This is a genomic window from Ochrobactrum vermis, from assembly GCF_002975205.1.
Taxonomy (GTDB): Bacteria; Pseudomonadota; Alphaproteobacteria; order Rhizobiales; family Rhizobiaceae; genus Brucella; species Brucella vermis.
The window spans coordinates 132,298-155,563 of the sequence record NZ_PCOC01000001.1 but is presented as its reverse complement, the minus strand read 5'-3'; the positions used below and the strand labels follow the sequence as shown (position 1 = coordinate 155,563).

Below are 23,266 nucleotides of genomic sequence, written 5' to 3'. Positions count from 1 at the left end.
ATCGCACCGGGATCGCCTTCATATGGTCAGACAGGCGGAATCCCCGGTAAATTTACCGCCGAAATTTGGAAAAATAGCCTTTAGCACCTATATTAAAGCCATGTTTGTCGCGTGATTCGACATATCTTTGAAGCTGCATTCGCAGCGCGTTTTTCGAAAGATTTTCATGAGCGAGATGCCCGAGATGAATTCCGAAGCCCCCGCCGAATATGGCGCGGATTCCATTCGTGTTCTGAAAGGTCTGGATGCCGTTCGCAAGCGTCCCGGCATGTATATCGGTGACACGGATGACGGCTCCGGCCTGCATCATATGGTCTACGAGGTCGTGGACAATGCGATCGATGAAGCGTTGGCCGGACATGCCACGCTTGTAACCGTCTCCTTGAATGCCGATGGGTCCTGCACCGTGACCGATAACGGTCGCGGTATCCCGACCGATATCCATAAGGAAGAAGGCGTTTCGGCAGCCGAGGTCATCATGACCCAGCTTCATGCCGGCGGTAAGTTCGACCAGAATTCCTACAAGGTCTCCGGCGGCCTGCACGGCGTTGGCGTATCGGTGGTGAACGCGCTGTCGATCTGGCTGAAGCTGAAAATACGTCGCGCCGGGAAAACCCATGAGATGAGCTTTACCCATGGCGTGGCTGATGCCCCGCTGGTGGTAACCGGTGATGCGGGAGCAGAGACAGGCACGGAAGTAAGCTTCCTGCCCTCCCCCAACACTTTCACCATGGTCGAATTCGACTTCGATACGCTGGAACGCCGCCTGCGCGAACTTGCGTTTCTCAATTCCGGCGTGCGCATCAAGCTCGCCGACCGTCGTCATGCGGATGTGGTAGAGCACGAGCTGCACTATGATGGCGGGCTTGTCGAATTCGTGAAATATATCGACCAGAGCAAGAAATCACTTCTGGAAGAGCCGATCTATATCCGCAGCGAAAAAGACGGGATGACGGTTGAAGTCGCCATGTGGTGGAATGATTCCTACCACGAGAAGGTGCTGTGCTTCACCAACAACATTCCGCAGCGCGATGGCGGCACGCATCTGGCCGGCTTCCGTGGTGCGCTGACCCGTCAGGTGACGGGCTATGCCGATGCATCGGGCATGACCAAAAAGGAAAAGGTCCAGCTTACCGGCGATGACTGCCGCGAAGGCCTGACCGCTGTTCTTTCGGTCAAGGTTCCCGATCCGAAGTTCTCGTCGCAGACCAAGGACAAGCTGGTATCCTCGGAAGTTCGCCCGGTCGTTGAAAGCCTCGTCAACGAAGCGCTTTCAACTTGGTTGGAAGAACATCCCGCAGGCGGCAAGATCGTGGTCGAGAAGGTCATTCAGGCCGCCGCCGCACGCGAAGCAGCCCGCAAGGCACGCGACATCACCCGCAAGAGCAATCTGAGCGTGACGTCGCTGCCAGGTAAGCTTGCAGACTGTCAGGAACGCGATCCTGCGAAGTCAGAAATCTTCATCGTGGAAGGTGACTCGGCAGGCGGTTCGGCCAAGAGCGGCCGGTCACGCCAGAACCAGGCCATCCTGCCGCTGCGCGGCAAGATCCTCAATGTGGAGCGCGTTCGCTTCGACCGCATGATCTCCTCCGATCAGGTCGGCACACTGATTACCGCGCTCGGCACATCGATCGGCAAGGACGAAACGCACGGCTTCAACCCGGACAAGCTGCGCTACCACAAGATCATCATCATGACGGATGCTGACGTTGACGGCGCGCATATTCGCACATTGCTGTTGACCTTCTTCTTCCGTCAGATGCCGGAACTGATCGAGCGCGGCCATATCTATATCGCGCAGCCGCCGCTCTATAAGGTATCGCGCGGCAAGTCCTCGCAATACATCAAGAACGAAGCTGCTTTCGAGGATTTTCTCATCGAGACAGGTCTTGAGGAAGCCACTTTGGAAATGGCAAGCGGCGAAGTTCGCGCCGGGCCGGACCTGCGTTCGGTGGTGGAAGACGCCCGCACCATGCGTCAGCTTCTTACCGGCCTTCACACGCGCTATGATCGTCGCGTTGTGGAACAGGCAGCTATCGCCGGGCTGCTCAATCCCGACGCCTCGAAAGACAATGCGACCGCGCAGCGTTCCGCCGATGTTGTTGCCAAGCGTCTCGACATGATCTCGGAGGAAACCGAGCGTGGCTGGACGGCGCATGTGACAGAGGATGGCGGCTACCTCTTCGAGCGCATGGTGCGCGGCGTGAAGGACGTTGCCATTCTCGATATGGCGCTGCTCGGTTCTGCCGATGCCCGTCAGATAGGCCGTGTAGCTTCGCGCCTGTCGGAAGTTTTCGCAGAACCACCAGTGCTGCGCCGCAAGGACAAGGTGGAGACACTTTCCGGCCCGATGGCCCTTCTCGATGCAATCTTTGCGACAGGCCGCAAGGGACTGACCTTGCAGCGTTACAAAGGCCTTGGCGAAATGAACGCCGAGCAGCTTTGGGAAACCACGCTCGATCCGAACGTGCGTTCGCTGCTGCAGGTCAAGGTGACGGATGCGACCGACGCAGATTCACTGTTCACGCGCTTGATGGGCGACGAGGTGGAACCGCGACGCGAATTCATTCAGGAAAACGCGCTGAGCGTTGCCAATCTCGACGTTTAGAGCGCGTTTCGATCTGATTGAATCAGATCGGCGTTCTAAATACTTTTTTTGACGCGCATCTTATCCGAAAACCGTTTCACACTGTTCGGGGTGCGCTCTAAAAACACAAACCCCGAAAAGCCAGAAAGCTTCTCGGGGTTTTATAATAGCCAAAGAAAAGCCCGCCAAATGGCGGGCTTTTCTTTTATTGTGAATGTTATTCGCCGCGACGCTTCTTGCTGTAACCGCCGCCTTCGGGTTTTTTACCGCCCTTCTTGAAGCCGTCTTTCTTGAAGTCGTCTCCGCGTGAGAAATCACGCGGCTTGTCACCCTTCGAGCGGTCGCCTTTATAGCCGTCGCTCTTGTAGCCGTCCCGGAAGCCGCCTTCCTTGAACTTGTCGCCACGTGGTTTGAAACCGCCCTTGCCTTCGCGCGGAGCGGCGTCACCGCCTGCACCTGCAACGGCACTGCGGATCACGAGACCCTTTTCGCCGGTGCCGCGTTCTTCGACCGAACGGCGGAACTCATCAGCCTTCGAGGCTGTGATTTCAAAGCGGGTTTCATTGTCGAAAATCTTGATCGAACCGACATCGCGTTTGGACACATCGCCCGCCTTGCAGATGAGCGGCAGAAGCCATTTTGGATCGGCGCGATGCTTGCGACCGGCAGAAACCGAGAACCACACGCCATCGAACGAAGCATTGCGGTCGAAGCGTTCACCCGGCTCACTACGTTCACGGCGCTCAAAGCGGTCGCCGCGATCAGAACGCTCGCCTTTTTCGAAACGATCTCTGGGCTTCTTGCCGCCAACCGCATGCACGGGTGCATCGGAAACTTCTTCTGCGGCCGGATAGGAAGCCACTTCGCGGTTGAGAAAGGCAGCGGCAATCTGTTCCGATGTATAACGCTCGGTCAGTGCCTTCAGGAGATCCTGATATTCTTCTTCAACCGGCTGGTTGAAGACTTCCGCGTTCAAAATGCGCTCATTGGTCTTGGCCTGAACCGCAGCAATGCTGGGCGCCGGAACCGTCTGCGCATCAAGCTTTGCCATGTGCAGAAGACGCTCTGCAGTGCGGCGGCGCGAGAACGGCACAACCAGCACGCAGGTGCCCTTGCGACCGGCGCGGCCTGTACGGCCTGAGCGATGCAGCATCGTTTCAGGATTGTTCGGCAGATCGGCGTGAACGACGAGGTCGAGATTGGGCAGATCGATGCCGCGTGCAGCAACATCGGTCGCAACGCAGACGCGGGCGCGTCCGTCACGCATTGCCTGCAATGCGTTGTTGCGTTCAGCCTGACTCAACTCGCCCGACAGCGCAACCACGGCAAAGCCGCGATTGGAAAGCCGGCTGGCCATGTGCTTCACTGCTTCACGGGTCGAGCAGAAAATGATCGAGTTCTGTGAATCGTAATAAAGCAGCGTGTTGATGATCGCGTGGTCGCGCTCATGCGGCGGCACCGGCATGGCGACATAGTCGATGTCGGCGTGCTGGCTGGTTTCACTCTGAACTGTCAGGCGCAGCGCGTCGTTCTGGAAACGCTTGGCAAGCTGGGCAATCGGCTTCGGCACGGTTGCCGAGAACATCAGCGTGCGGCGGTCTTCCGGCGCTTCACCGAGAATGAATTCGAGATCCTCACGGAACCCCATGTCGAGCATTTCGTCGGCTTCGTCGAGAACGACGACCCGGAGTTCGGACATATCGAGCGCATTGCGGGTGATATGGTCGCGCAGGCGGCCCGGCGTACCGACAACGATATGCGAACCGCGCTCAAGCGCACGGCGTTCAGAGCGGATATCCATGCCGCCAACGCAAGATGCGATGCGCGCACCGGTATCGGCATAGAGCCATTCCAGTTCGCGGCGCACCTGAAGCGCCAGTTCGCGCGTCGGCGCGATGATCATGGCAAGCGGTGCACCGGCATCGCTGAAACGCAGTTCGTCTTCGAGGATGGTGTTGGCCATGGAAAGGCCGAAAGCAACCGTTTTTCCCGATCCGGTCTGTGCGGAAACGAGAAGATCGGCATCAAGCGTTTCAGGCGCCAGAACGGCGTTTTGAACGGCGGTGAGGGTATTATAACCGCGAGCGGCTAATGCTCCGGACAGAGCCGGAGCGATGGTTTCGGGCAAAGACATGAACCACTTTCACGAAAAAAGCTTCTCAAGTCGTATACCCATCGGTCGTGAACCCACTTGTTCACAACTCCCCTGACGACCACCGAAGCAACAGAATTGATGCTTCCCTATAGGGTTAGCGTCGTGAGGTCAACCGGGGGAGACGCTGGAGCGCAGTTCGATCCGATTGAATCGTATCGGCGCTCGAGTCTTTTTTGACACGCTTTTGGCCCGAAAACCGTTTCACACTTTTCGGAATGCGCTTTAGAGCATACTCCGACCGGAGTGAAACGAGGGTCGATAAGATTATGCTTGAAATAGAAGAAATTAGAGCGCCGATCTGATCCAATCAGATCGAAACGCGCTCTAATGGGCCTCATCCCAGTTATGCGCTGCGCGCGCATCGACATGCAGTGGCACTGTAAGCGAGACGGCAGGCATCGCCGCATTTTCCATAACGTGGCGAACCACCGGAATGGTCTTTTCGACTTCATTATCAGGCACTTCGAAGATCAGTTCGTCATGCACCTGCAGCAACATGCGTGCGGCAAGATTTTGCTCTGCCAGTACATTTTCCATGCGGATCATGGCGCGGCGGATAATATCTGCGGCAGACCCCTGGATAGGCGCATTGATCGCCGCGCGCTCGTTGAAAGCACGAACCTGCGGATTGGATGCCCTGATATCGGGATAGTGCGCACGACGTCCGAAAATCGTTTCGACATAACCATGCTCGCGCGCGAAAGCCTTGGTCGCTTCCATGTAATCCTTGATGCCGGGGAACCGTTCGAAATAGGTGCGGATATATTGTCCGGCTTCCTCGCGCGGGATGGAAAGCTGGTTCGCAAGGCCAAAGGCGGAAATGCCGTAGATGATACCGAAATTGATCGCCTTGGCGCGGCGGCGCACTTCCGACGGCATTCCTTCCACCGGCACGCCGAACATTTCAGAGGCCGTCATGGCGTGAATGTCTATGCCATCGGCGAAGGCCTGTTTCAGTTGCGCGATATCGGCCACATGCGCCAGAACACGCAGTTCGATCTGGCTGTAATCGGCAGAAACCAGCTTGTTGCCGGGTTCGGCAATGAAGGCGGTCCTGATCTTGCGGCCTTCTGCGGTGCGGACCGGAATATTCTGCAGGTTCGGATCGGATGAGGAGAGACGTCCGGTTGAAGTAGACGCCATCGCATAGGATGTATGGACGCGCTTGGTCTCGGGATTGATAAAGCCCGGCAGCGCATCCGTATAGGTTGATTTGAGCTTGGTAAGCTGGCGCCAGTCAACGATCTTGCGCGGCAGCGGATGGCCTTCTGCGGCCAGATCTTCCAGCACTTGTGCAGATGTGGACCATTGGCCGGTCTTGGTTTTCGACGCGCCCGGCAGGCCCATCTTGCCGAACAGGATATCGCCGAGCTGCTTCGGCGATCCGATGGTGAACTTCTCACCGGCCAGCTCGTAAATCTCGTCTTCATAGGCAGCAGCAGACTGCGCCAGATCTCCAGACAGACGCGACAGAACCTGACGATCTACGGAAATGCCCCGCTCTTCCATGCGCGCCAGCACATCGACCAGCGGGCGTTCGAGCCGTTCATAGACCGACATCAATCCTTCCGCCGCCAGACGCGGCTTGAGCACCTGCCACAGACGCAGCGTCACATCGGCGTCTTCTGCTGCATAAGCCGTAGCGCGGTCGAGATCGACCATATCGAAGCCGATGGCGCTCTTGCCGCTGCCTGCCACCTCTTTGTATGGGATTGGCGTATGGCCGAGCCAGCGCTCGGACAATGGGTCCATGCCATGGCTGCCCGTGCCCGCATCCAGCACATAGGAAATCAGCATCGTATCGTCGAACGATACGGTATCGATCCCATGGCGACGCATGACCAGCCAGTCATATTTCATGTTCTGCGCGATCTTGAGAACGGAGGCGTCTTCAAGCACGATCTTCAAAGCGGCCAGCGCTTCACCCAGTGGAATTTGTCCCTCGACCATGCCGCCGCCGAGAAGATCACCCGCACCTGATTTGTGCTGAAGCGGAATATAAGCGGCTCTGCCCGGTGCCAGTGCCAGCGAAAAGCCAACCAGTTCAGCCTGCATCGGATCGAGCGACGTCGTTTCCGTATCTAAGGCCAGAACACCGGTTTCGACCGCTTCGGCCAGCCAAAGCTTCAACGTGGCGATATCGCGAATGCAGCTATAGGCACTGGTATCAATCTTCTGTGCGGTGGCTTCTGCCGCCCGCTTCTCCGCCAGCCCCTTCGGCGTATAGCCCTGATCCGTTGCGGGAACAGGGGCCGCCGCCGGTTGCGACGCTGTATCGTCACCCTTGGCAGGAACATCGAGGTCCGGACCATGAGCGTCCGCACCCCAGTCGGTCTCCACATGGCATGGTTCAACGGCGGAAGCGTCGGTGTCGGTTGCCTCGGCAACCCGGCGGGTGAGCGAGGCGAATTCCATCGCTTTCAGGAAGCCTATCAGCTTCGGCCCGTTCTGCGGTTCCAGCACCAGCGCATCGAGATCGACATCCAGCGGTACATCGGTCTTGAGCGTGACCAGTTCGCGCGAAATCTTGGTCTGGTCTGCGAAGGCCAGAATGTTTTCGCGACGCTTGTTCTGCTTGATTTCGGAAGCACGCGCCAGAAGCGTGTCAAGATCGCCGAATTCTTCCAGCAATTGCGCCGCCGTCTTGGGGCCGATGCCGGGAATGCCGGGCACGTTATCGGTACTATCGCCTGTCAGCGATTGCAGGTCGATCATCTTTTCCGGCGGAACACCCCATTTTTCGATCACTTCCGGGATCGAAATCTGCTTGTCCTTCATGCTGTCATACATCGACACGCTCGGCGTCACGAGCTGCATGAGGTCCTTGTCGGACGAAACGATGGTGACATCACCGCCTGCCTGTTCGGCGATACGGGCATAAGTCGCGATCAGGTCGTCGGCCTCGAAACCTTCCTTCTCGATGCAAGGCAGATTGAACGCGCGCGTTGCCTGTCGGATGAGACCGAACTGCGGAACGAGATCTTCCGGCGGCGCGGTACGATTGGCCTTGTATTCAGGGTAGATTTCGTTGCGGAACGTCTTCGACGAATAGTCAAAAATAACCGCGAAATGGGTCGGCACCACGCCGACATCAGTGTTGCGCGCATCCTTCAAGAGCTTCCACAGCATATTGCAGAAGCCCGAGACAGCACCAATGGGCAGACCATCCGTCTTGCGGGTCAGCGGTGGCAGGGCATGGTAGGCGCGGAAAATATAACCCGAGCCGTCAACGAGAAAGAGATGATCGCCTTTTTTCATAAGGTAGAATTAGAGGAAAGCAGCCGTAAAGGAAACCGCTCCTGTGTCAGGAGAAACATCCGTCCACGTGAAAGAAAATCCATCACGCCTCGGTAACACGTTTGTTACAGATTTGTAATCTTCCGTGCCCTTGAATAGCCACAGTTGAAAGGCCAAATTCAGGTCATCGACAGTTCGTCGGTCGCCGGTTTTCTGACCCGTCCCCCGTTGGATGCCGGATGTTAGTGGCAGCCTCATTCCCCTCTCCGGGCTGCCGCTTTGAGTGTAGTGATATGGCCGTTGCGGTAACCCCCTCACCGTAACGGCCAATTCATTTTCTGAAGGGTGCTCTTCTCTCAAATTGGGTTTCTTCTTGATGAGGCTGGTTGTACTGTGCCGCCAGTTTTCTTCGACTCGTCCAAATTTTTCGACTGGTCCCAGTTTTTGACACGTCACGGAGCATCCATGTCCGCGCAATCGCTCGACAAAGTCCTTACCCATCTCGACACCAACCTCGACAAGAGCCTTGATCGCCTGTTCGATCTTCTGCGGATCAAGTCGATTTCCACCGACCCTGCCTACAAGGCCGATTGCCGCAAGGCCGCCGAGTGGCTGGTCGACGATCTGAAGACAATCGGCTTCGATGCAAGCGTGCGTGACACACCCGGCCACCCGATGGTTGTTGCTCATCACGAAGGTGCGACAGCTGATGCGCCGCATGTGCTGTTCTACGGTCACTATGACGTGCAGCCGGTCGACCCGCTGAACCTGTGGGAAAACGATCCTTTCGCCCCGGCGATCAAGGATGTCGGTAATGGTCGCAAGATCCTGACCGGTCGCGGCACGTCCGATGACAAGGGCCAGCTCATGACCTTTGTGGAAGCCTGCCGCGCCTATAAGGCGATCAATGGCAATCTGCCGGTCAAGGTGACGCTCCTGTTTGAAGGCGAGGAAGAATCCGGTTCGCCATCGCTGAAGCCTTTCCTCGATGCCAACAAGGAAGAGCTGAAGGCCGATGTGGCGCTTGTCTGCGATACGGCCATGTGGGACGCGGAAACGCCAGCCATCAGCGTGGGCTTGCGCGGACTTGTCGGCGAGGAAATCGTCATCAAGGCTGCTGACCGCGACCTGCATTCCGGCTTCTTCGGCGGCGCTGCGGCAAATCCGATCCACATTCTGACCAAGATTCTGTCTGACCTGCATGACGAAACCGGACGCGTGACGGTTCCCGACTTCTACGACGGCGTGGAAGAAACACCGACGCAGATTCTGAAGTCATGGGAAGGCCTTGGCCGCACGGCTGAAAACTTCCTTGGCCCGATCGGCCTGTCCATTCCATCCGGCGAAAAAGACCGCAGCGTGCTGGAACTGACATGGGCGCGCCCGACGGCAGAAGTCAACGGCATCATTGGCGGTTACACCGGCGAAGGCTTCAAGACCGTGATCGCGGCGGAAGCTTCCGCCAAGGTTTCCTTCCGCCTCGTGCACAGTCAGGACCCGGTCAAGATTCGCGAAGCCTTCCGTGCATTCGTCAAGGAACGTATCCCGGCCGATTGCTCGGTGGAATTCCATCCACATGGCGGCTCGCCTGCCATCCAGCTACCCTACGATTCTCCGCTGGTTTCCAAGGCCAAGGATGCGCTTTCCGACGAATGGCCGAAGCCAGCCGTGCTGATCGCCATGGGCGGATCGATCCCGATTGTCGGCGACTTCGACAAGTTCCTCGGCATGGAATCGCTGCTGGTCGGCTTCGGCCTCGAGGATGACCGCATCCACTCGCCCAATGAAAAATACGAGCTGAACTCCTTCCACAAGGGCCAGCGCTCATGGGCCAGAATTATGGCGGCTATCGCCGCCAAGTAAGGCCAGAATTATGGCCGCTATTGCTGCCAACTAAGGAACACCAGATGACTATCCGTTTTCATAAAAACGATCTGCCTAACCTCGACAATTATCAGGTCGACGCGGTCGCCATCGATACCGAAACGCTGGGCCTGAACCCGCATCGCGACCGGCTCTGTGTCGTGCAGATTTCGCCCGGCGATGGCACCGCCGACGTGATCCAGATCGAAGCCGGCCAGAAGAAGGCGCCCAATCTGGTCAAGCTTTTGAAGGATCGCTCGATCACCAAGATCTTTCATTTCGGCAGGTTCGATCTGGCCGTGCTGGCGCACGCTTTCGGTACCATGCCGCAGCCGGTCTTCTGCACCAAGATTGCATCGAAGCTGACCCGTACCTATACGGATCGGCATGGCCTGAAAGAGCTTTGCAACGAGCTTCTCGACGTCTCGATTTCCAAGCAGCAACAATCTTCGGACTGGGCAGCGGAAACGCTGTCAGCCGCACAGCTAGAATATGCGGCTTCCGACGTTCTCTACCTGCATCGCCTGAAAGCCGTGCTCGAACATCGCCTTGAACGCGACGGCCGCGCCAAGCAGGCCGAAGCCTGCTTCAAGTTCCTGCCGACGCGCTCCGAGCTCGACCTGATGGGCTGGCCCGAGGACGATATTTTCGCGCATTCGTAACGCGATCAAACGGCGGCGGTAGCCGCCGTTTTCTTTTGCGGCATCTGATCGATATAGGCCCATGCCGGGCGGCGGAACAGAAACTGTCCATAGCCGCTCCACTGGATAAGCCCGTAAAGTATGACCGGGCCAATGACGCCGCTTGCTGTCGTCAGAAGTGAGATTGTGCCGATATCGCCGATGCCAAGTTTCAACAGCACCGTGCGGGCAATGGCCATCGGCAGGAAGAATGCCAGATAGACGACGATTGAATGCGCGCCGAGCCAGCTCAAGCCGCGGTGCAACCAGTTGCGCGCAGGCAGAAGGCTGAGAAGCGAAGAGATCGAAATAATCGCCAGTGCGCCCACCAATCCCAGGAGAAGTGAAACACCCGGCAGATCGCTGACAGCCCCGCGCCCGTCCAGAAGATCGCCTGCAGGCGTTATCAACACGGCAAGGCTTTCCGACACCGGCATAAAGACGAGCTTATATTCGATCAAGCCCCAGGCAAGCAGTCCGACAATACCGATGAGCGGGCGCTGGCGCAGCCAGTCAGCGGCCCGGAAAATGGCGGGAGCAAAGGCATAGCCCGCATAAAAATAGACAAAGCGCGAGCAGAACTCATCCACCATGACCCAGCCTGTATGGATCGGCAGGATTTCCAGTACGGCAAGCACCATGAAGGTTATCCCCACCGGCACACGCTTCAAAAGCCGTGTCGCGATGAAGAAAACCGGCAGGATATAGATGAACCAGAGCGTCCCGAACGGCTCGATGAATGCCATCAGATAGGCGTTCACCACACCCGGAATTCCGGCTTCACTGGCGATAGCCGGCACCTTGAAGGCAAACTGGATCGTCAGCCATAGAATATAGAAGTAGAGAAAATGCACAACCTTGCGGTCGAGATAACGCCGCCACGGCCTGTCAATGACAAGGCTGAGGAAGAGACCTGATATCATGAAGAAATCCGGCATACGGAACGGCTTGGCGAAGGCGACCACATAGTGCATCCAGCCCTGCCCACCGGCTGCCTTCTCCACGCCGAGCGTGGAATGCATCATGACCACGAAGATGATGCAGATGCCCTTGGCAATATCGACCCAATCGATCCGCCCTTTTATGCCCTTCGTGTCATGCATTTCTGTTTCCCCCGCAAATTTTGCCGCTTTCTATAACGCGAACCGCAGCGGAATCACATCCCGAAGAGCCAGTGGATTGAATTTGACGTTTGATACCCGCCTGACAGGGCGTCACGCTTCAAACGTCAAATTCGAAAATCTACCGGAAACACAAATCTACTGGTGGTCATCTCGATTCCGACATTTGCTCGGCATCCATATCCGAGGGATGCAAATGTCGGAATCCGACCACTCGTGCAAGCCTGCGCCATATTGCACCTGTCCCGTATAACAACCCGTCGCAGCGCACTCACGGGAACGTGTAGCGCTGGGGCGACATTCCCCTTGATGTGTCCCGTTTGCTACAGACTTTTAGCAGTAATCGCTTATATTAGGGACAAATATTGGTTCTGAGACTTTCCTTCAGGAGGTTTATCATGAAGCTCAAGGCCCTTCTTCTTGCATCGACTGTCGCCCTTGTGGCCGCTACTGGCGCAAAGGCTGCTGACGCCGTGATCGAACAGGAACCAGCTCCGGTTGTGATCGCTCCGACCTTCACCTGGAACGGCGCCTATATCGGTGGCCAGATCGGCTATGGCTGGGGCAAGTCGAACTTCGATGGTGACATCTACAGCTTCGGCAACGTCAAGCCGGACGGTTTCCTCGGTGGCGTTTATGCCGGTTATAACTTCGATCTCGGCAACAGCATTGTTCTCGGTATCGACGGTGATGTGACCTATAATGACGTCTCCAAGGGCATCAATGTTTATGACGGGAGCGACGTAAACGTTGGCGACTTCGAGACCAAGCTTCGCTGGTCCGGTGCCGTTCGCGCCCGTGTCGGCTATGCGGTTGATCGCTTCATGCCTTACCTCGCCGGTGGTGTGGCCTTTGGCAACATCAAGAACAGCGGCAGCATTGATGGCGTTGGCAGCTTCTCCGAAAGCAAGACGCTTACCGGCTGGACCGCAGGCGCGGGCGTGGATTATGCCGCAACCGACAACCTGATCGTTCGCCTTGAATATCGCTACACCGACTACGGCGACAAGGACATCGACTTCGGCGGCCTGAACATCAATCAGGACTTCAAGACCAACGAAGTTCGCCTCGGCGTCGCATACAAGTTCTAATTCTGGTTGAACACATATGGGGAAAGGCCTCGCATCGCGGGGCCTTTTTTCGTTGGTCAGAGTTTAAGTTTATTGCGATGAAATTCATTCAAAACTAAAATATAGAATAAATCCTATAATTAGTTATAAATGTAAAAGTAATAAATACTGCAATTAAGAATATAAATTTGTGAATATTCCCTGTCATAATATTCATGTTGCCATTATGTTACATACATTATCGCCAAACAATACTATATGGAAATCATAGATTTCACATTTTATAGGAGTTTTTGATGAAGTTCAAAATTTTACTTGGAGCATCCTTGCTCGCGATCGTTGCCAGCACTGGCGCTTATGCAGCGGACGCAATCGTTTCGCAGGACCCCTTCCCGATTGCAGCTCCCGTCTTTTCGTGGGGCGGTGCTTATGTCGGTGGTGAAGTTGGCTGGGGCTGGGGTCGCGCCAAGCTTGACAACAAGTCCACGGACCAGTCCAGCGAATTGAAGCCGAACGGCTTCATCGGCGGCGTCTACGCTGGCTACAATTTCGACATGGGCAACAACGTCATTCTCGGTGTCGACGGTAACTTCGACTATAATGACATGAAGAAGTCCCATAACTACATCTCGAACGGCAACGCTGTTCAGACTTCGGCCGAGACGAAACTGCAGTGGTCGGGTGCCGTTCGCGCACGCGCGGGCTATGCCGTTGACCGCTTCATGCCTTACATCGCCGGCGGTGTTGCCTTTGGTGGCGTGAAGAACTCGCTCAACATTGGCGGCAGCGACTATAATAGCGACAAGACTCTCACCGGCTGGACCGCTGGCGCAGGCATTGATTATGCTGCGACCGACAACATCCTGCTTCGCCTCGAATATCGCTACACTGATTTCGGCAAAAAGAACCTCAGCTTCGGAAACGCCGATAACGTCGGCACCAGCAGCAAGTTCAACACGAACGACATCCGCGTCGGCGTCGCTTACAAGTTCTAAGCGCAAGCCCGGTCATCACTGAGAAAAGGCTCCGCCCCGGCGGGGCCTTATACATTAGAGGCCGGAACACCTGTTAGGATGTTCCGGCCTCTTTGCCGTTGTGTTGTCGCACTTCACGATGGCGGGTGCAAAGTGGTTGAGCCCATCGGGGCATGAACTTTCGTTCGTAAAAAAGCAGAACCCTTTGCATCCTTGAGGCTTCGTCGAACCGTTGAGAGAGCTTCGCGCTCGAGTATAAGGGAGACCAGCCTCATGACTGATATTACCCGTTTTGTCGGCATCGACATATCGAAATCTTCCTTCGATGTCTGTGTTTTGCCAGATGGCCGCTCGGCAAGCTTTGCCAATTCGGCAGAAGGCATTGCCGGTTTCCTCGTGTTCATTGAGCCTTTGTGCGGAATAGAACGCCTCGTTCTCGAGCCGACCGGCGGTTACGAGCGTCATATCTTTGCAGCCTTGCAGGCAGCACAATTGCCGGTCGCACGCGTGAATGCCAAACAGGTCAGGCAATTTGCCAAAGCCTGCGGCCAGCTCTCCAAGACTGACAAGATCGATGCCTTCATCCTTGCCGATTATGCAAGACGCATGGAAACACGCATTGTGCCGCAACGCTCTTCTCAGCAAGGCGCTCTGGTGGATTTGGTCCGTCGTTACAGACAGTTATCGCACATGATCGTGCAGGAGAAGAACCGCAGGGAAAAGCAGAACGAGACCCTCAAGGACTGGATTGAGGAGATGTTGCACGTACTGCTCGAACAGCGCCAGGCAGTTGTCGATGCGATGGAAGCTTGTCTGAAGGCTGATCTGGAACTTGCCCGTAAAGCCGATATCCTCATGTCGCTCAAGGGGATCGGCCTGCGGACGGCCTGTTTCATCCTGGCCGATCTGCCGGAATTGGGCCGCATCGGCAAAGGGCAGATTGCCAAGCTGGTTGGCGTTGCGCCGCTTAATCGCGATAGCGGGCTGATGCGCGGCAAGCGGATGATTGCAGGCGGAAGACAGCCGGTGCGCGACGCGCTTTACGTCGCAGCGCTACCAGCCATTCGCTTTGATCCAGCCATGAAGGCATTCTTCATGCACCTCAAGCAAAAGGGAAAGCCCGGAAAGGTCGCCCTCGTTGCCGTCATGCGAAAAATGATCATTATCCTCAACGCAAAAATGCGAGACGCATACGCAACGGTGCTTGACCACTAACACCGTTGCTTTTTTGTGCATGGACGATTTACGTCCCTTTAAACTGCCGCATTTACCCTGCACCGGATTAGGCCCTTATTTGCTTTTGCGGCGCAAAATCCCGTAAAGCACGCATACATTATTCAAAATGACCGGTCTGCATCACGATGAGACCGGCGAACGGGTGGGCGGATCCAGGCTGATATGGCATCGCGTGACGACAAGAACCGGCGCATCGAACCTTCCTTCGGTGGCGAAGAGAAAAAAGATGACGAGGTTTTTCGCGTCGATGAGGAGGACCGCATGGCTCGCTCGCAGCAGCGCCGACGCAAGCAATCCGACACCCAGGAACCGCGCGCTTCGCGACGCGGCAAGAAGAAGCCACGCGGCTTCCTCGGCTTTTTGCGCCGCTCGATCTACTGGTGTCTTGTGCTCGGATTATGGGGCGGCATCGCCTTTGCGGGCCTGCTGGTTTATTTCGCCGCCAAGATGCCGCCGACGACCGACTGGGCCATCCCAGATCGCCCGCCGAATGTGCGCATCGTCGACGTAAACGGAAACCTGATCGCCAATCGCGGCACCACCGGCGGCGAGGCTGTCGGCCTGCACGAGATGTCGCCCTATATCCCGAAGGCGGTCATCGCCATCGAGGACCGCCGCTTCTATTCGCATTTCGGCATCGACCCCATCGGCCTTGCCCGTGCGGTTGTAACCAATGTCGTTTCGGGCCGTGCCGTTCAGGGCGGCTCAACACTTACCCAGCAGCTTGCCAAGAACCTGTTTCTTTCTCCCGACCGCACACTTGAGCGCAAGGTGCAGGAAGTCATGCTGGCATTGTGGCTGGAGCACAAATACACCAAGGACCAGATTCTGGAGATGTATCTGAACCGGGTCTATCTCGGTTCCGGCGCTTTCGGCGTCGATGCAGCCTCGCGACGCTATTTCAACAAACCGGCCAAGGATGTGAATCTGATGGAAGCGGCAACCCTTGCCGGTCTTCTGAAGGCGCCTTCACGCCTTTCGCCGGCTCGCGACCCGGAAGCGGCGGCCGCACGCGCCAAGCTGGTGCTGGGCGCCATGCGCGAGGAAGGCATGATCGACGACAGCCAGATGGCCATCGCCGAGAGCGAACCGATGACGCGCGCGCCATCCTACTGGCAAGGTTCGGAAAATTATGTTGCCGACAAGGTCGTCGCAGAACTGCCCGAACTGATAGGTGAGGCGAAGGACGACATCACCGTCGAGACCACCATCGACCTCAACCTGCAACGCGCTGGCGAAGAGGCAATCAAGGACCAGATTTCGCAGAACGGCAAAAAGATGAATGCCAGCCAGGGTGCGCTTGTTTCCATCGACAGCACCGGCGCAGTTCGCGCCATGGTCGGCGGCGTCGATTACGCCACAAGCCAGTTCGACCGTGTTACCGATGCCCATCGCCAGCCTGCGTCATCCTTCAAGCCCTTCGTCTATCTGACGGCGCTAGAACAGGGCCGGACACCGGACTCGGTCCGCAATGACGCACCCGTTCGTATCGGCAAATGGACGCCAAGCAACGATAACGGCAAATATATGGGACAGGTGACGCTGGCCACGGCGCTTTCCCACTCGCTGAACTCCGTTGCCGCGCAGCTCGTGATGGAGGTCAGCCCGCAGACCGTGATCGACACGGCGCATCGGCTCGGTGTTCAATCGAAACTCGAAGCCAATGCCTCACTGGCCCTTGGTACATCGGAAGTGACATTGCTGGAATTGACTGACGCCTATGTGCCTTTCGCCAATGGTGGCTATCGCGCGCCGGTTTATTTCATCACCAAGGTAACAGATTCTGACGGCAAGGTTCTCTATCAGAAGGAAGATGGTGTCGGCCCGCGTGTCATCGACGAGCGCAATGTCGGCATGATGAATGCGATGCTGCGCCGCACCGTGGAGGACGGGACGGCAAAGCGTGCCGCCTTCGGCTGGCCTGCAGCAGGCAAGACCGGCACCAGCCAGAATTTCCGCGACGCATGGTTTGTCGGCTACACGGCCAATCTCACGACCGGCGTGTGGTTCGGTAATGATGACGGCAAGGGCATGAAGCGCGTGTTCGGTTCGACCCTGCCCGTGGCAGCCTGGAAGAACTTCATGAAGGAAGCGCATAAGGGTGTGCCTGTTGCCGAGCTTCCCGGCCATTACGACATTCAGAACATTGTGCCTGGCGGCAGCGACGGCATCGACCCGAATGCGCCTTACGATCCCGGCATGATGCCGCAGGACTCCTATGGCAATCAGCCAATCGCGGGCAATGGCGATGACGGCTACTGGCCGCCTGCGCCGGATTCCCCGGTTCGCAGCGGTATCCAGCAGTCCGGCCAGACAGGGCGCCCGCTCGCCGAACAACCCGGCGCGGCGACATATCCTGCCAACGCCAACGAAAACTATCGTCCGATGCCGCCCGGCGATGTGGGCGGCGGGCAGCCGCAGCCGTCAGGAAAATCCACGACATTGCTCGACATCATTATGGGCAATTCGCAGTAGCACCGGCAACACCGGCAAGGGCCGTCACCACAGGCGGCCCTTACGTGCGATCAGGTGAAGCAGCTTCAATGCAAGCGTGCTCAAGCGCATTTCGATCTGATTGAAACAGATCATCGCTCTCACTATTTTCGCTAACGCGCATTAAATCCGAAAACCGTTTCACACTTTTCGTGATGCGCTTTAATTCCCCTCGAAATCTTGAGCGGCTTGGTCTATTCAAGATTGGAGAGCGAGGTTTCCATGTCCCAAGTCACCAAAACAGACGTTTCCGGTTCCGATACTTCCAAGACGGATACCGAGCGCAGGACCCTGGTCCTGACCGGTGCCAGCCGCGGCATCGGCCACGCGACAGTGAAACGTTTTTCGCGTGCCGGGTGGCGTGTCATCACCTGCTCGCGACAGGATTTTTCCGAAAATTGCCCGTGGCCCGCAGGTCCGGAAGATCATATCAAGGTCGATCTGGCCGATCAGGAAGATGTCGGCAAGGCAATTGCCGAAATCCGCCGCCGCCTCGAAGCCGATGGCAGCAAGCTTCATGCGCTGGTCAACAATGCGGGCATTTCGCCAAAGGCGGAAGGCGGGCGCCGCATGAACTCCATCGAGACGCCGATGGCGGTCTGGCGTGACGTGTTCCAGGTGAACTTCATGGCGCCGATCATGCTGGCACGCGGCCTGTTCAGGGAACTCGAAACCGCGCAGGGCTCGGTCGTCAATGTGACCTCGATCGCCGGTAGCCGCGTGCATCCCTTCGCCGGAACCGCCTATGCAACGTCGAAGGCCGCGCTCGCCGCACTGACCCGCGAAATGGCGTCCGACTTTGGCCCCTATGGTATCCGCGTCAATGCCATTGCACCGGGCGAAATCGATACGGCGATCCTTTCGCCAGGGACCGACAAGCTGGTGGAACAACTCCCGATGCGCCGCCTCGGCAAGACATCGGAAGTGGCGGAAACCATCTATTTCCTTTGCTCCGAGGCCTCATCCTATGTGACGGGTTCGGAAATTCATATCAATGGCGGCCAGCACGTCTGATATCCAAACAAAGCGCGGAGATTGAAATTCTCCGCGCTTTTGTGCTTATGTCTGTTTTAATCGATTTAACAATTGAGTTGCGTGTTCATGATCCTTTGCTGCGGTGAATCCCTGATCGACATGCTGCCACGCGAAACTGCGGCGGGGGAGACCGCGTTTCAGCCTTTCGCGGGCGGCTCCGTCTTCAACACGGCCATCGCGCTTGGACGCCTCGACGTTCCAACCGGTTTCTTTTCGGGTATTTCGTCTGATTTTTTCGGCGAAGTGCTGCGCGATAATCTGGCCCGATCCAACGTCGATTATTCCTTTGCCGCAATCTCAGACCGCCCGACGACACTGGCTTTCGTGCGTCTGGTCGACGGACAGGCACGTTACGCCTTCTATGATGAAAACACTGCGGGCCGCATGCTGACCGAGAGCGACATGCCCTATGTCGACGACGCCATTGACGCCATGCTGTTCGGCTGCATCAGCCTGATTTCCGAACCGTGCGGCAGTGTCTATGAAGCGCTGATGACCCGCGAGGCACCAAGACGGGTCATGTTCCTCGACCCGAATATCCGTGCAGGCTTCATCACCGACCGCGAAAAACATCTGCACCGCATGAAGCGCATGATCGCGCTTGCCGATATCGTGAAGCTCTCGGACGAAGACCTCGCCTGGTTTGGTGAAAAGGGCAGCCATGACGAAATCGCTGCTGAATGGTTGAAGCTTGGACCGAAACTGGTGGTCATCACCAAGGGTGCGCATGGCGCCGACGCCTATACGGCCAAGGCAACCGTACGCGTACCCGGTGTGAAAGTGGACGTGGTCGACACCGTTGGCGCAGGCGACACAGTCAATGCCGGCATTCTTGCCAGCCTTCACAATCAGGGCCTTCTCGACAAGGACGCGCTTGTCGAACTGACCGAAGACCAGATCCATTCCGCTGTCGCGCTCGGCGTCCGGGCTGCTGCTGTGACCGTCTCGCGTGCAGGTGCAAACCCACCATGGGCGCATGAGATGAAGGATTGACGCACGGCAAAGCCGTGACATGATGCGTGCACATGCATTTCCAGTACTGGCATTTCCAGTACGGGCATTTCCAGCAAAAGTGCGAAGCGGTTCTGCTTAGGATAATGCGCAAAAGAAAGCTGACGCATCATGAGCATCGAATTTCTGCTGACATCCTTCATCATTGTTGCGTCTCCGGGCACTGGCGTACTGGTGACGCTTGCGGCAGGGCTTTCCCGTGGTGCACGGGCTTCGGTCATTGCCGCGCTCGGCTGCACGCTCGGCATCGTGCCGCATATGCTGGCAGCCGTGACCGGGCTCGCAGCTCTGCTCCATGCCAGCGCACTGGCTTTTGAAATCATCAAATATGCTGGCGTCGCCTATCTGCTCTATATGGCGTGGATGACGCTCAAGGAACACGGCACGCTGAAGATCGAGACCGACGAGGCACCGCGTTCGGACCGCGAGGTCATCTGGTCGGCGATCCTCGTCAATCTGCTGAATCCCAAACTGTCGATATTCTTCTTCGCCTTCCTGCCGCAATTCGTGAATACGCAGCAGGGTGGAACGGTGGCCCGCATGGTGGAACTGTCTCTCGTCTTCATGGCCATGACATTCGTGGTGTTTGCTATCTACGGTGTTTTCGCCGCTGCCGTCCGTAACCAGATCATCTCGCGCCCTGCCGTTCTTGCATGGATGCGCCGCAGCTTTGCTGCCGCCTTCGTCGCGCTCGGGGCAAAACTTGCGCTGACCGAACGATAGACCATGGCCCAGAATATTTATGATCGTGATGATTTCTTCACCGCTTACAGCCAGTTGCCGCGCTCGGTACATGGGCTGGAAGGCGCACCGGAATGGCCCTTTGTCCGCTCCCTTCTACCCGATCTGACCGGTCGTGATGTTGCCGATCTCGGTTGCGGTTTTGGCTGGTTTTGCCGCTTCGCCCGCGAACAGGGGGCTGCCTCAGTCACTGGCTACGATCTTTCGGAGAACATGCTCGAACGCGCCCGCCACGACACTCGGGACGACGCCGTTCACTACATCCAGGCAGACATGGAAGAACTGGAGCTGCCGAAATCCAGTTTCGATCTCGTCTATAGCTCGCTGGCCTTTCACTATATCCGCGACCTCCCGCGCCTTTTGACCTCGATCCATTCAGCGTTGCGGGCCCAAGGCCGGTTCGTATTCACGATCGAGCATCCGGTCTTCATGGCGCCGCTTGCGCCTGGCTGGATCGAAGAAGGCAATGGCCAGAAGCGCTGGCCGGTCGATCATTATGCGGTGGAAGGCGAGCGGCGAACTGACTGGCTGGCAGAGGGCGTCATCAAATATCACCGCCGTCTCAGCACGACCGTCAATGCGCTGATCGAAGCCGGATTTGCCATCAACCGGCTGGAGGAATGGCACCCGTCGCCAGAACAGATCGCGGCATGGCCGGCACTGTCGGAGGAAATGGAGCGGCCTATGCTGTTGATAGTCTCCGCTAGTGTGGTGGATTTGAAGTACGTTCACGGCGCTGCTCCTAAGTGATGCGAATTTCGGATTCGCCACACTGGCCGACAGACTGCTTGACCGGCCACATTTCACGCTTTCTATAGGGGTGGGCGGGACACGAATCAGACTGGCGAGGAGAAACCATTGGACGTGTTGCGTATTGCAGCCTTTTCGCAAGGCAATCAGGGTGGCAATCCCGCTGGAGTGTTGATCGCCGACCGCCTGCCCTCCCCGCAAGATATGCAGAAAATCGCAAAGGACGTCGGCTTTTCCGAAACAGCCTTTGCCGCGCCTGACGGCGATAGCTGGCGCGTTCGTTATTTTGCGCCGGAAATGGAAGTCCCGTTCTGCGGCCATGCCACCATTGCTCTCGGCGCTGCGTTGGCCATGCGTATGGGCGACGGTCGTTTCGCCCTCAAGCTCAACAATAGCGATATCAGCGTCGAAGGACGCAAGGAAGGCGAGCTGTTTGCGGCCAGCCTGCAATCGCCGCCGACGCGCCAGCGCGCCGCCAACGATGCGGAAGTGGAACAGGCGCTGGCGCTGTTCAGTTTCGAAAAGGACGACCTCGCGCCCGGCCTTGCACCGGCTCTGATCCATGCCGGGGCAGACCATATCGTGCTTCCGCTTCGCTCACGCGAAAAGCTGGCTTCGATGCATTACGACATGGCGCGCGGGCGCATCCTGATGAATCGGCAGGGCTGGACGACAATCCTGCTCATCTATTCCGAGACGCCGAAGCGCTTCCACAGCCGCAACCCGTTTGCATCGGGCGGGGTTTATGAAGACCCGGCCACAGGTGCGGCCACGGCAGCCTTTGCCGCCTATCTGCGTGACAGCGGCTGGCCGCATGGCGGCGAGATCGAGGTCTTTCAGGGTGAGGATATGGGTAGCCCATCACACCTGCGTGCGCAGATCGGCAATGAGCGCGGCGGCTCTATCCGCGTTTCCGGCACCGCACGACTGATGGAATAAACAGCGCTACAGCTCGTCACACGCGGACGAGCTGGTCCACACGTTCTTCATTTCCGAAGAACTTGAGATAACGCGCCACTTCCTTGGGATCGCCGGTCGCTTTCTGTGGGTTGTCGGAAAGCTTGACCGCCGGATGGCCGTTGGCATCCGTCACCTTGCAAACCAGCGAAATCGCATTCAGCCCTTCGATTTCCTTCGGGGCACAGCCCGCAAAATCATTGGTGAGGTTGGTGCCCCAGCCGAAGCTCATGCGCACACGCCCTTCGAAGTGGCGATAGGTCTCCTCGATCGTGTCCACATCGAGCGCATCGGAAAAGATCAGAAGCTTTTCGCGCGGATCCTTGCCGCGTGACTTCCACCACTCGATGATGCGCTCGCCGCCTTCGATGGGCGGGGCGCTGTCAGGGCGGAAACCCGTCCAGTCTGCAACCCAGTCCGGGGCGCTGCGCAGGAAGGCAGCAGTGCCGAAGGCATCGGGCAGCACAATCAGAAGATTGCCGCCATAGTAACGGTTCCAGTCCTGCAGCACGCGATAGGGCGCAGAGCGCAGTTCGTCGTCAGTCTTGGCGAGCGCGGCCAGCACCATCGGCAATTCATGCGCATTGGTGCCGAGCGCTTCAAGATCTGTATCCATGGCGAGCAACACGTTGCTGGTGCCGGTAAAGGCATCGCCGATACCTTCCTTCAGCGCTTCGACGCACCAGCGCTGCCACAGGAAGGAATGGCGGCGGCGCGTGCCGAAGTCGGAAATCTTCAGACCCGGAAGCTGGCGCAAGCGTTCGACCTTGCTCCACATCTTCGCCTTGGCGCGGGCATAAAGCACGTCGAGCGAGAATGGCCCGAGGTTTTTCATCGCCGCGCGCGACCGCAATTCGTTGATAATGGCAAGTGCGGGAATTTCCCACATGGTCGTGTGCGACCAGGCGCCATGGAAATGCAGCTCGTACTGGCCGTCTTTGCGGCGCAGGTCATATTCCGGCAACTGGAAATCGTGCAGCCAGTTCAAGAATTCGGGCTGGAAAATCTGCTTACGGCCATAGAAACTGTTACCCGCCAGCCAGATCATCTCCTTCTTGGAGAAACGCAGCGTACGGGCATGATCGAGCTGCGCACGCAATTCCCCCTCGTCGATTTCATCGGCAAGGCGCACCGAGGTCGTGCGGTTGATGAGCGAGAAGGTTGCGTCCACCTTGGGGTAAAGGCCCCAGATCATCTGCAGCATCAGAAGCTTGTAGAAATCCGTATCCAGAAGGCTGCGGACAATGGGATCGAGCTTCCATGCGTGGTTATAGACGCGGCGCGCAATATCAGTCTTGGCCATGACGGCCTCCAGAAAAAAAATCATGTTTCCGATAGCACAGGTGACCGGCTTTA

Annotated in this window: 16 protein-coding genes; 12 read left to right on the top strand and 4 right to left on the bottom strand. The window is 57.3% G+C overall.

The genetic code is table 11. From position 1 onward, the window contains the following. The first annotated feature begins 166 nt into the window (after nt 1-166). Complete coding sequence (gene gyrB / locus CQZ93_RS00705; RefSeq protein ID WP_105540873.1) at nt 167-2,608, top strand: DNA topoisomerase (ATP-hydrolyzing) subunit B; 2,442 nt, start codon at nt 167-169, stop codon at nt 2,606-2,608. A 196-nt stretch (nt 2,609-2,804) separates the two neighbouring features. Here gyrB and CQZ93_RS00700 read toward each other — a convergent pair whose 3' ends face one another. Together CQZ93_RS00700 and polA are read right to left on the bottom strand one after the other, a co-directional pair. Next, nucleotides 2,805-4,721: a DEAD/DEAH box helicase gene (locus tag CQZ93_RS00700; RefSeq protein WP_105540872.1), complete on the bottom strand. Its 1,917-nt coding sequence runs from the start codon at nt 4,719-4,721 to the stop codon at nt 2,805-2,807. Between the two features lie 345 nt (nt 4,722-5,066). Continuing rightward, complete coding sequence (polA, locus tag CQZ93_RS00695; protein ID WP_105540871.1) at nt 5,067-8,000, bottom strand: DNA polymerase I; 2,934 nt, start codon at nt 7,998-8,000, stop codon at nt 5,067-5,069. 444 nt (nt 8,001-8,444) lie between these two features. Between polA and CQZ93_RS00685 the strand changes: the two genes are divergently transcribed. Beyond that, nucleotides 8,445-9,842 carry a dipeptidase gene (locus tag CQZ93_RS00685; RefSeq protein WP_105540870.1) on the top strand — a complete coding sequence of 466 codons (1,398 nt, stop codon included), beginning with the start codon at nt 8,445-8,447 and terminating at the stop codon, nt 9,840-9,842. A gap of 44 nt (nt 9,843-9,886) precedes the next feature. Beyond that, nucleotides 9,887-10,504 carry a ribonuclease D gene (locus CQZ93_RS00680; protein WP_105540869.1) on the top strand — a complete coding sequence of 206 codons (618 nt, stop codon included), beginning with the start codon at nt 9,887-9,889 and terminating at the stop codon, nt 10,502-10,504. A gap of 5 nt (nt 10,505-10,509) precedes the next feature. Here CQZ93_RS00680 and CQZ93_RS00675 read toward each other — a convergent pair whose 3' ends face one another. Beyond that, nucleotides 10,510-11,625 carry an acyltransferase family protein gene (locus CQZ93_RS00675; protein WP_105540868.1) on the bottom strand — a complete coding sequence of 372 codons (1,116 nt, stop codon included), beginning with the start codon at nt 11,623-11,625 and terminating at the stop codon, nt 10,510-10,512. Between the two features lie 416 nt (nt 11,626-12,041). On the opposite strand from CQZ93_RS00675, the gene CQZ93_RS00670 reads away from it, so the two are divergent. The 9 genes from CQZ93_RS00670 to CQZ93_RS00630 all read left to right on the top strand — a co-directional run bounded on the left by CQZ93_RS00670 (nt 12,042) and on the right by CQZ93_RS00630 (nt 21,892). Then, nucleotides 12,042-12,734: an outer membrane protein gene (locus CQZ93_RS00670; protein WP_105540867.1), complete on the top strand. Its 693-nt coding sequence runs from the start codon at nt 12,042-12,044 to the stop codon at nt 12,732-12,734. A gap of 275 nt (nt 12,735-13,009) precedes the next feature. Continuing rightward, nucleotides 13,010-13,708 (top strand): outer membrane protein, encoded by a 699-nt coding sequence (locus tag CQZ93_RS00665; RefSeq protein WP_105540866.1) that lies wholly within the window; start codon nt 13,010-13,012, stop codon nt 13,706-13,708. Nucleotides 13,709-13,960: 252 nt separating this feature from the next. Continuing rightward, nucleotides 13,961-14,902, top strand: coding sequence for an IS110 family RNA-guided transposase (locus CQZ93_RS00660; protein WP_210201085.1), 942 nt, complete (start codon nt 13,961-13,963; stop codon nt 14,900-14,902). Nucleotides 14,903-15,085: 183 nt separating this feature from the next. Then, nucleotides 15,086-17,398 carry a transglycosylase domain-containing protein gene (locus tag CQZ93_RS00655; protein ID WP_105540865.1) on the top strand — a complete coding sequence of 771 codons (2,313 nt, stop codon included), beginning with the start codon at nt 15,086-15,088 and terminating at the stop codon, nt 17,396-17,398. A 240-nt stretch (nt 17,399-17,638) separates the two neighbouring features. Further along, nucleotides 17,639-18,430: an SDR family NAD(P)-dependent oxidoreductase gene (locus CQZ93_RS00650; RefSeq protein ID WP_105540864.1), complete on the top strand. Its 792-nt coding sequence runs from the start codon at nt 17,639-17,641 to the stop codon at nt 18,428-18,430. A gap of 87 nt (nt 18,431-18,517) precedes the next feature. Beyond that, complete coding sequence (locus CQZ93_RS00645) at nt 18,518-19,444, top strand: carbohydrate kinase family protein (protein ID WP_105540863.1); 927 nt, start codon at nt 18,518-18,520, stop codon at nt 19,442-19,444. A gap of 129 nt (nt 19,445-19,573) precedes the next feature. Beyond that, entirely contained in the window at nt 19,574-20,185 is a 612-nt protein-coding gene (locus tag CQZ93_RS00640) for a LysE family translocator (protein ID WP_105540862.1), read from the top strand. Nucleotides 20,186-20,188: 3 nt separating this feature from the next. Next, on the top strand, nt 20,189-20,953 hold the full coding sequence (locus tag CQZ93_RS00635; RefSeq protein WP_105540861.1) for a class I SAM-dependent methyltransferase: 765 nt from the start codon (nt 20,189-20,191) through the stop codon (nt 20,951-20,953). A gap of 108 nt (nt 20,954-21,061) precedes the next feature. Continuing rightward, complete coding sequence (locus CQZ93_RS00630) at nt 21,062-21,892, top strand: PhzF family phenazine biosynthesis protein (protein ID WP_105540860.1); 831 nt, start codon at nt 21,062-21,064, stop codon at nt 21,890-21,892. 16 nt (nt 21,893-21,908) lie between these two features. On the opposite strand, the gene pncB is transcribed toward CQZ93_RS00630, so the two are convergent. After that, nucleotides 21,909-23,213, bottom strand: coding sequence for a nicotinate phosphoribosyltransferase (pncB, locus tag CQZ93_RS00625; protein ID WP_105543119.1), 1,305 nt, complete (start codon nt 23,211-23,213; stop codon nt 21,909-21,911). Nucleotides 23,214-23,266 lie beyond the last annotated feature (53 nt).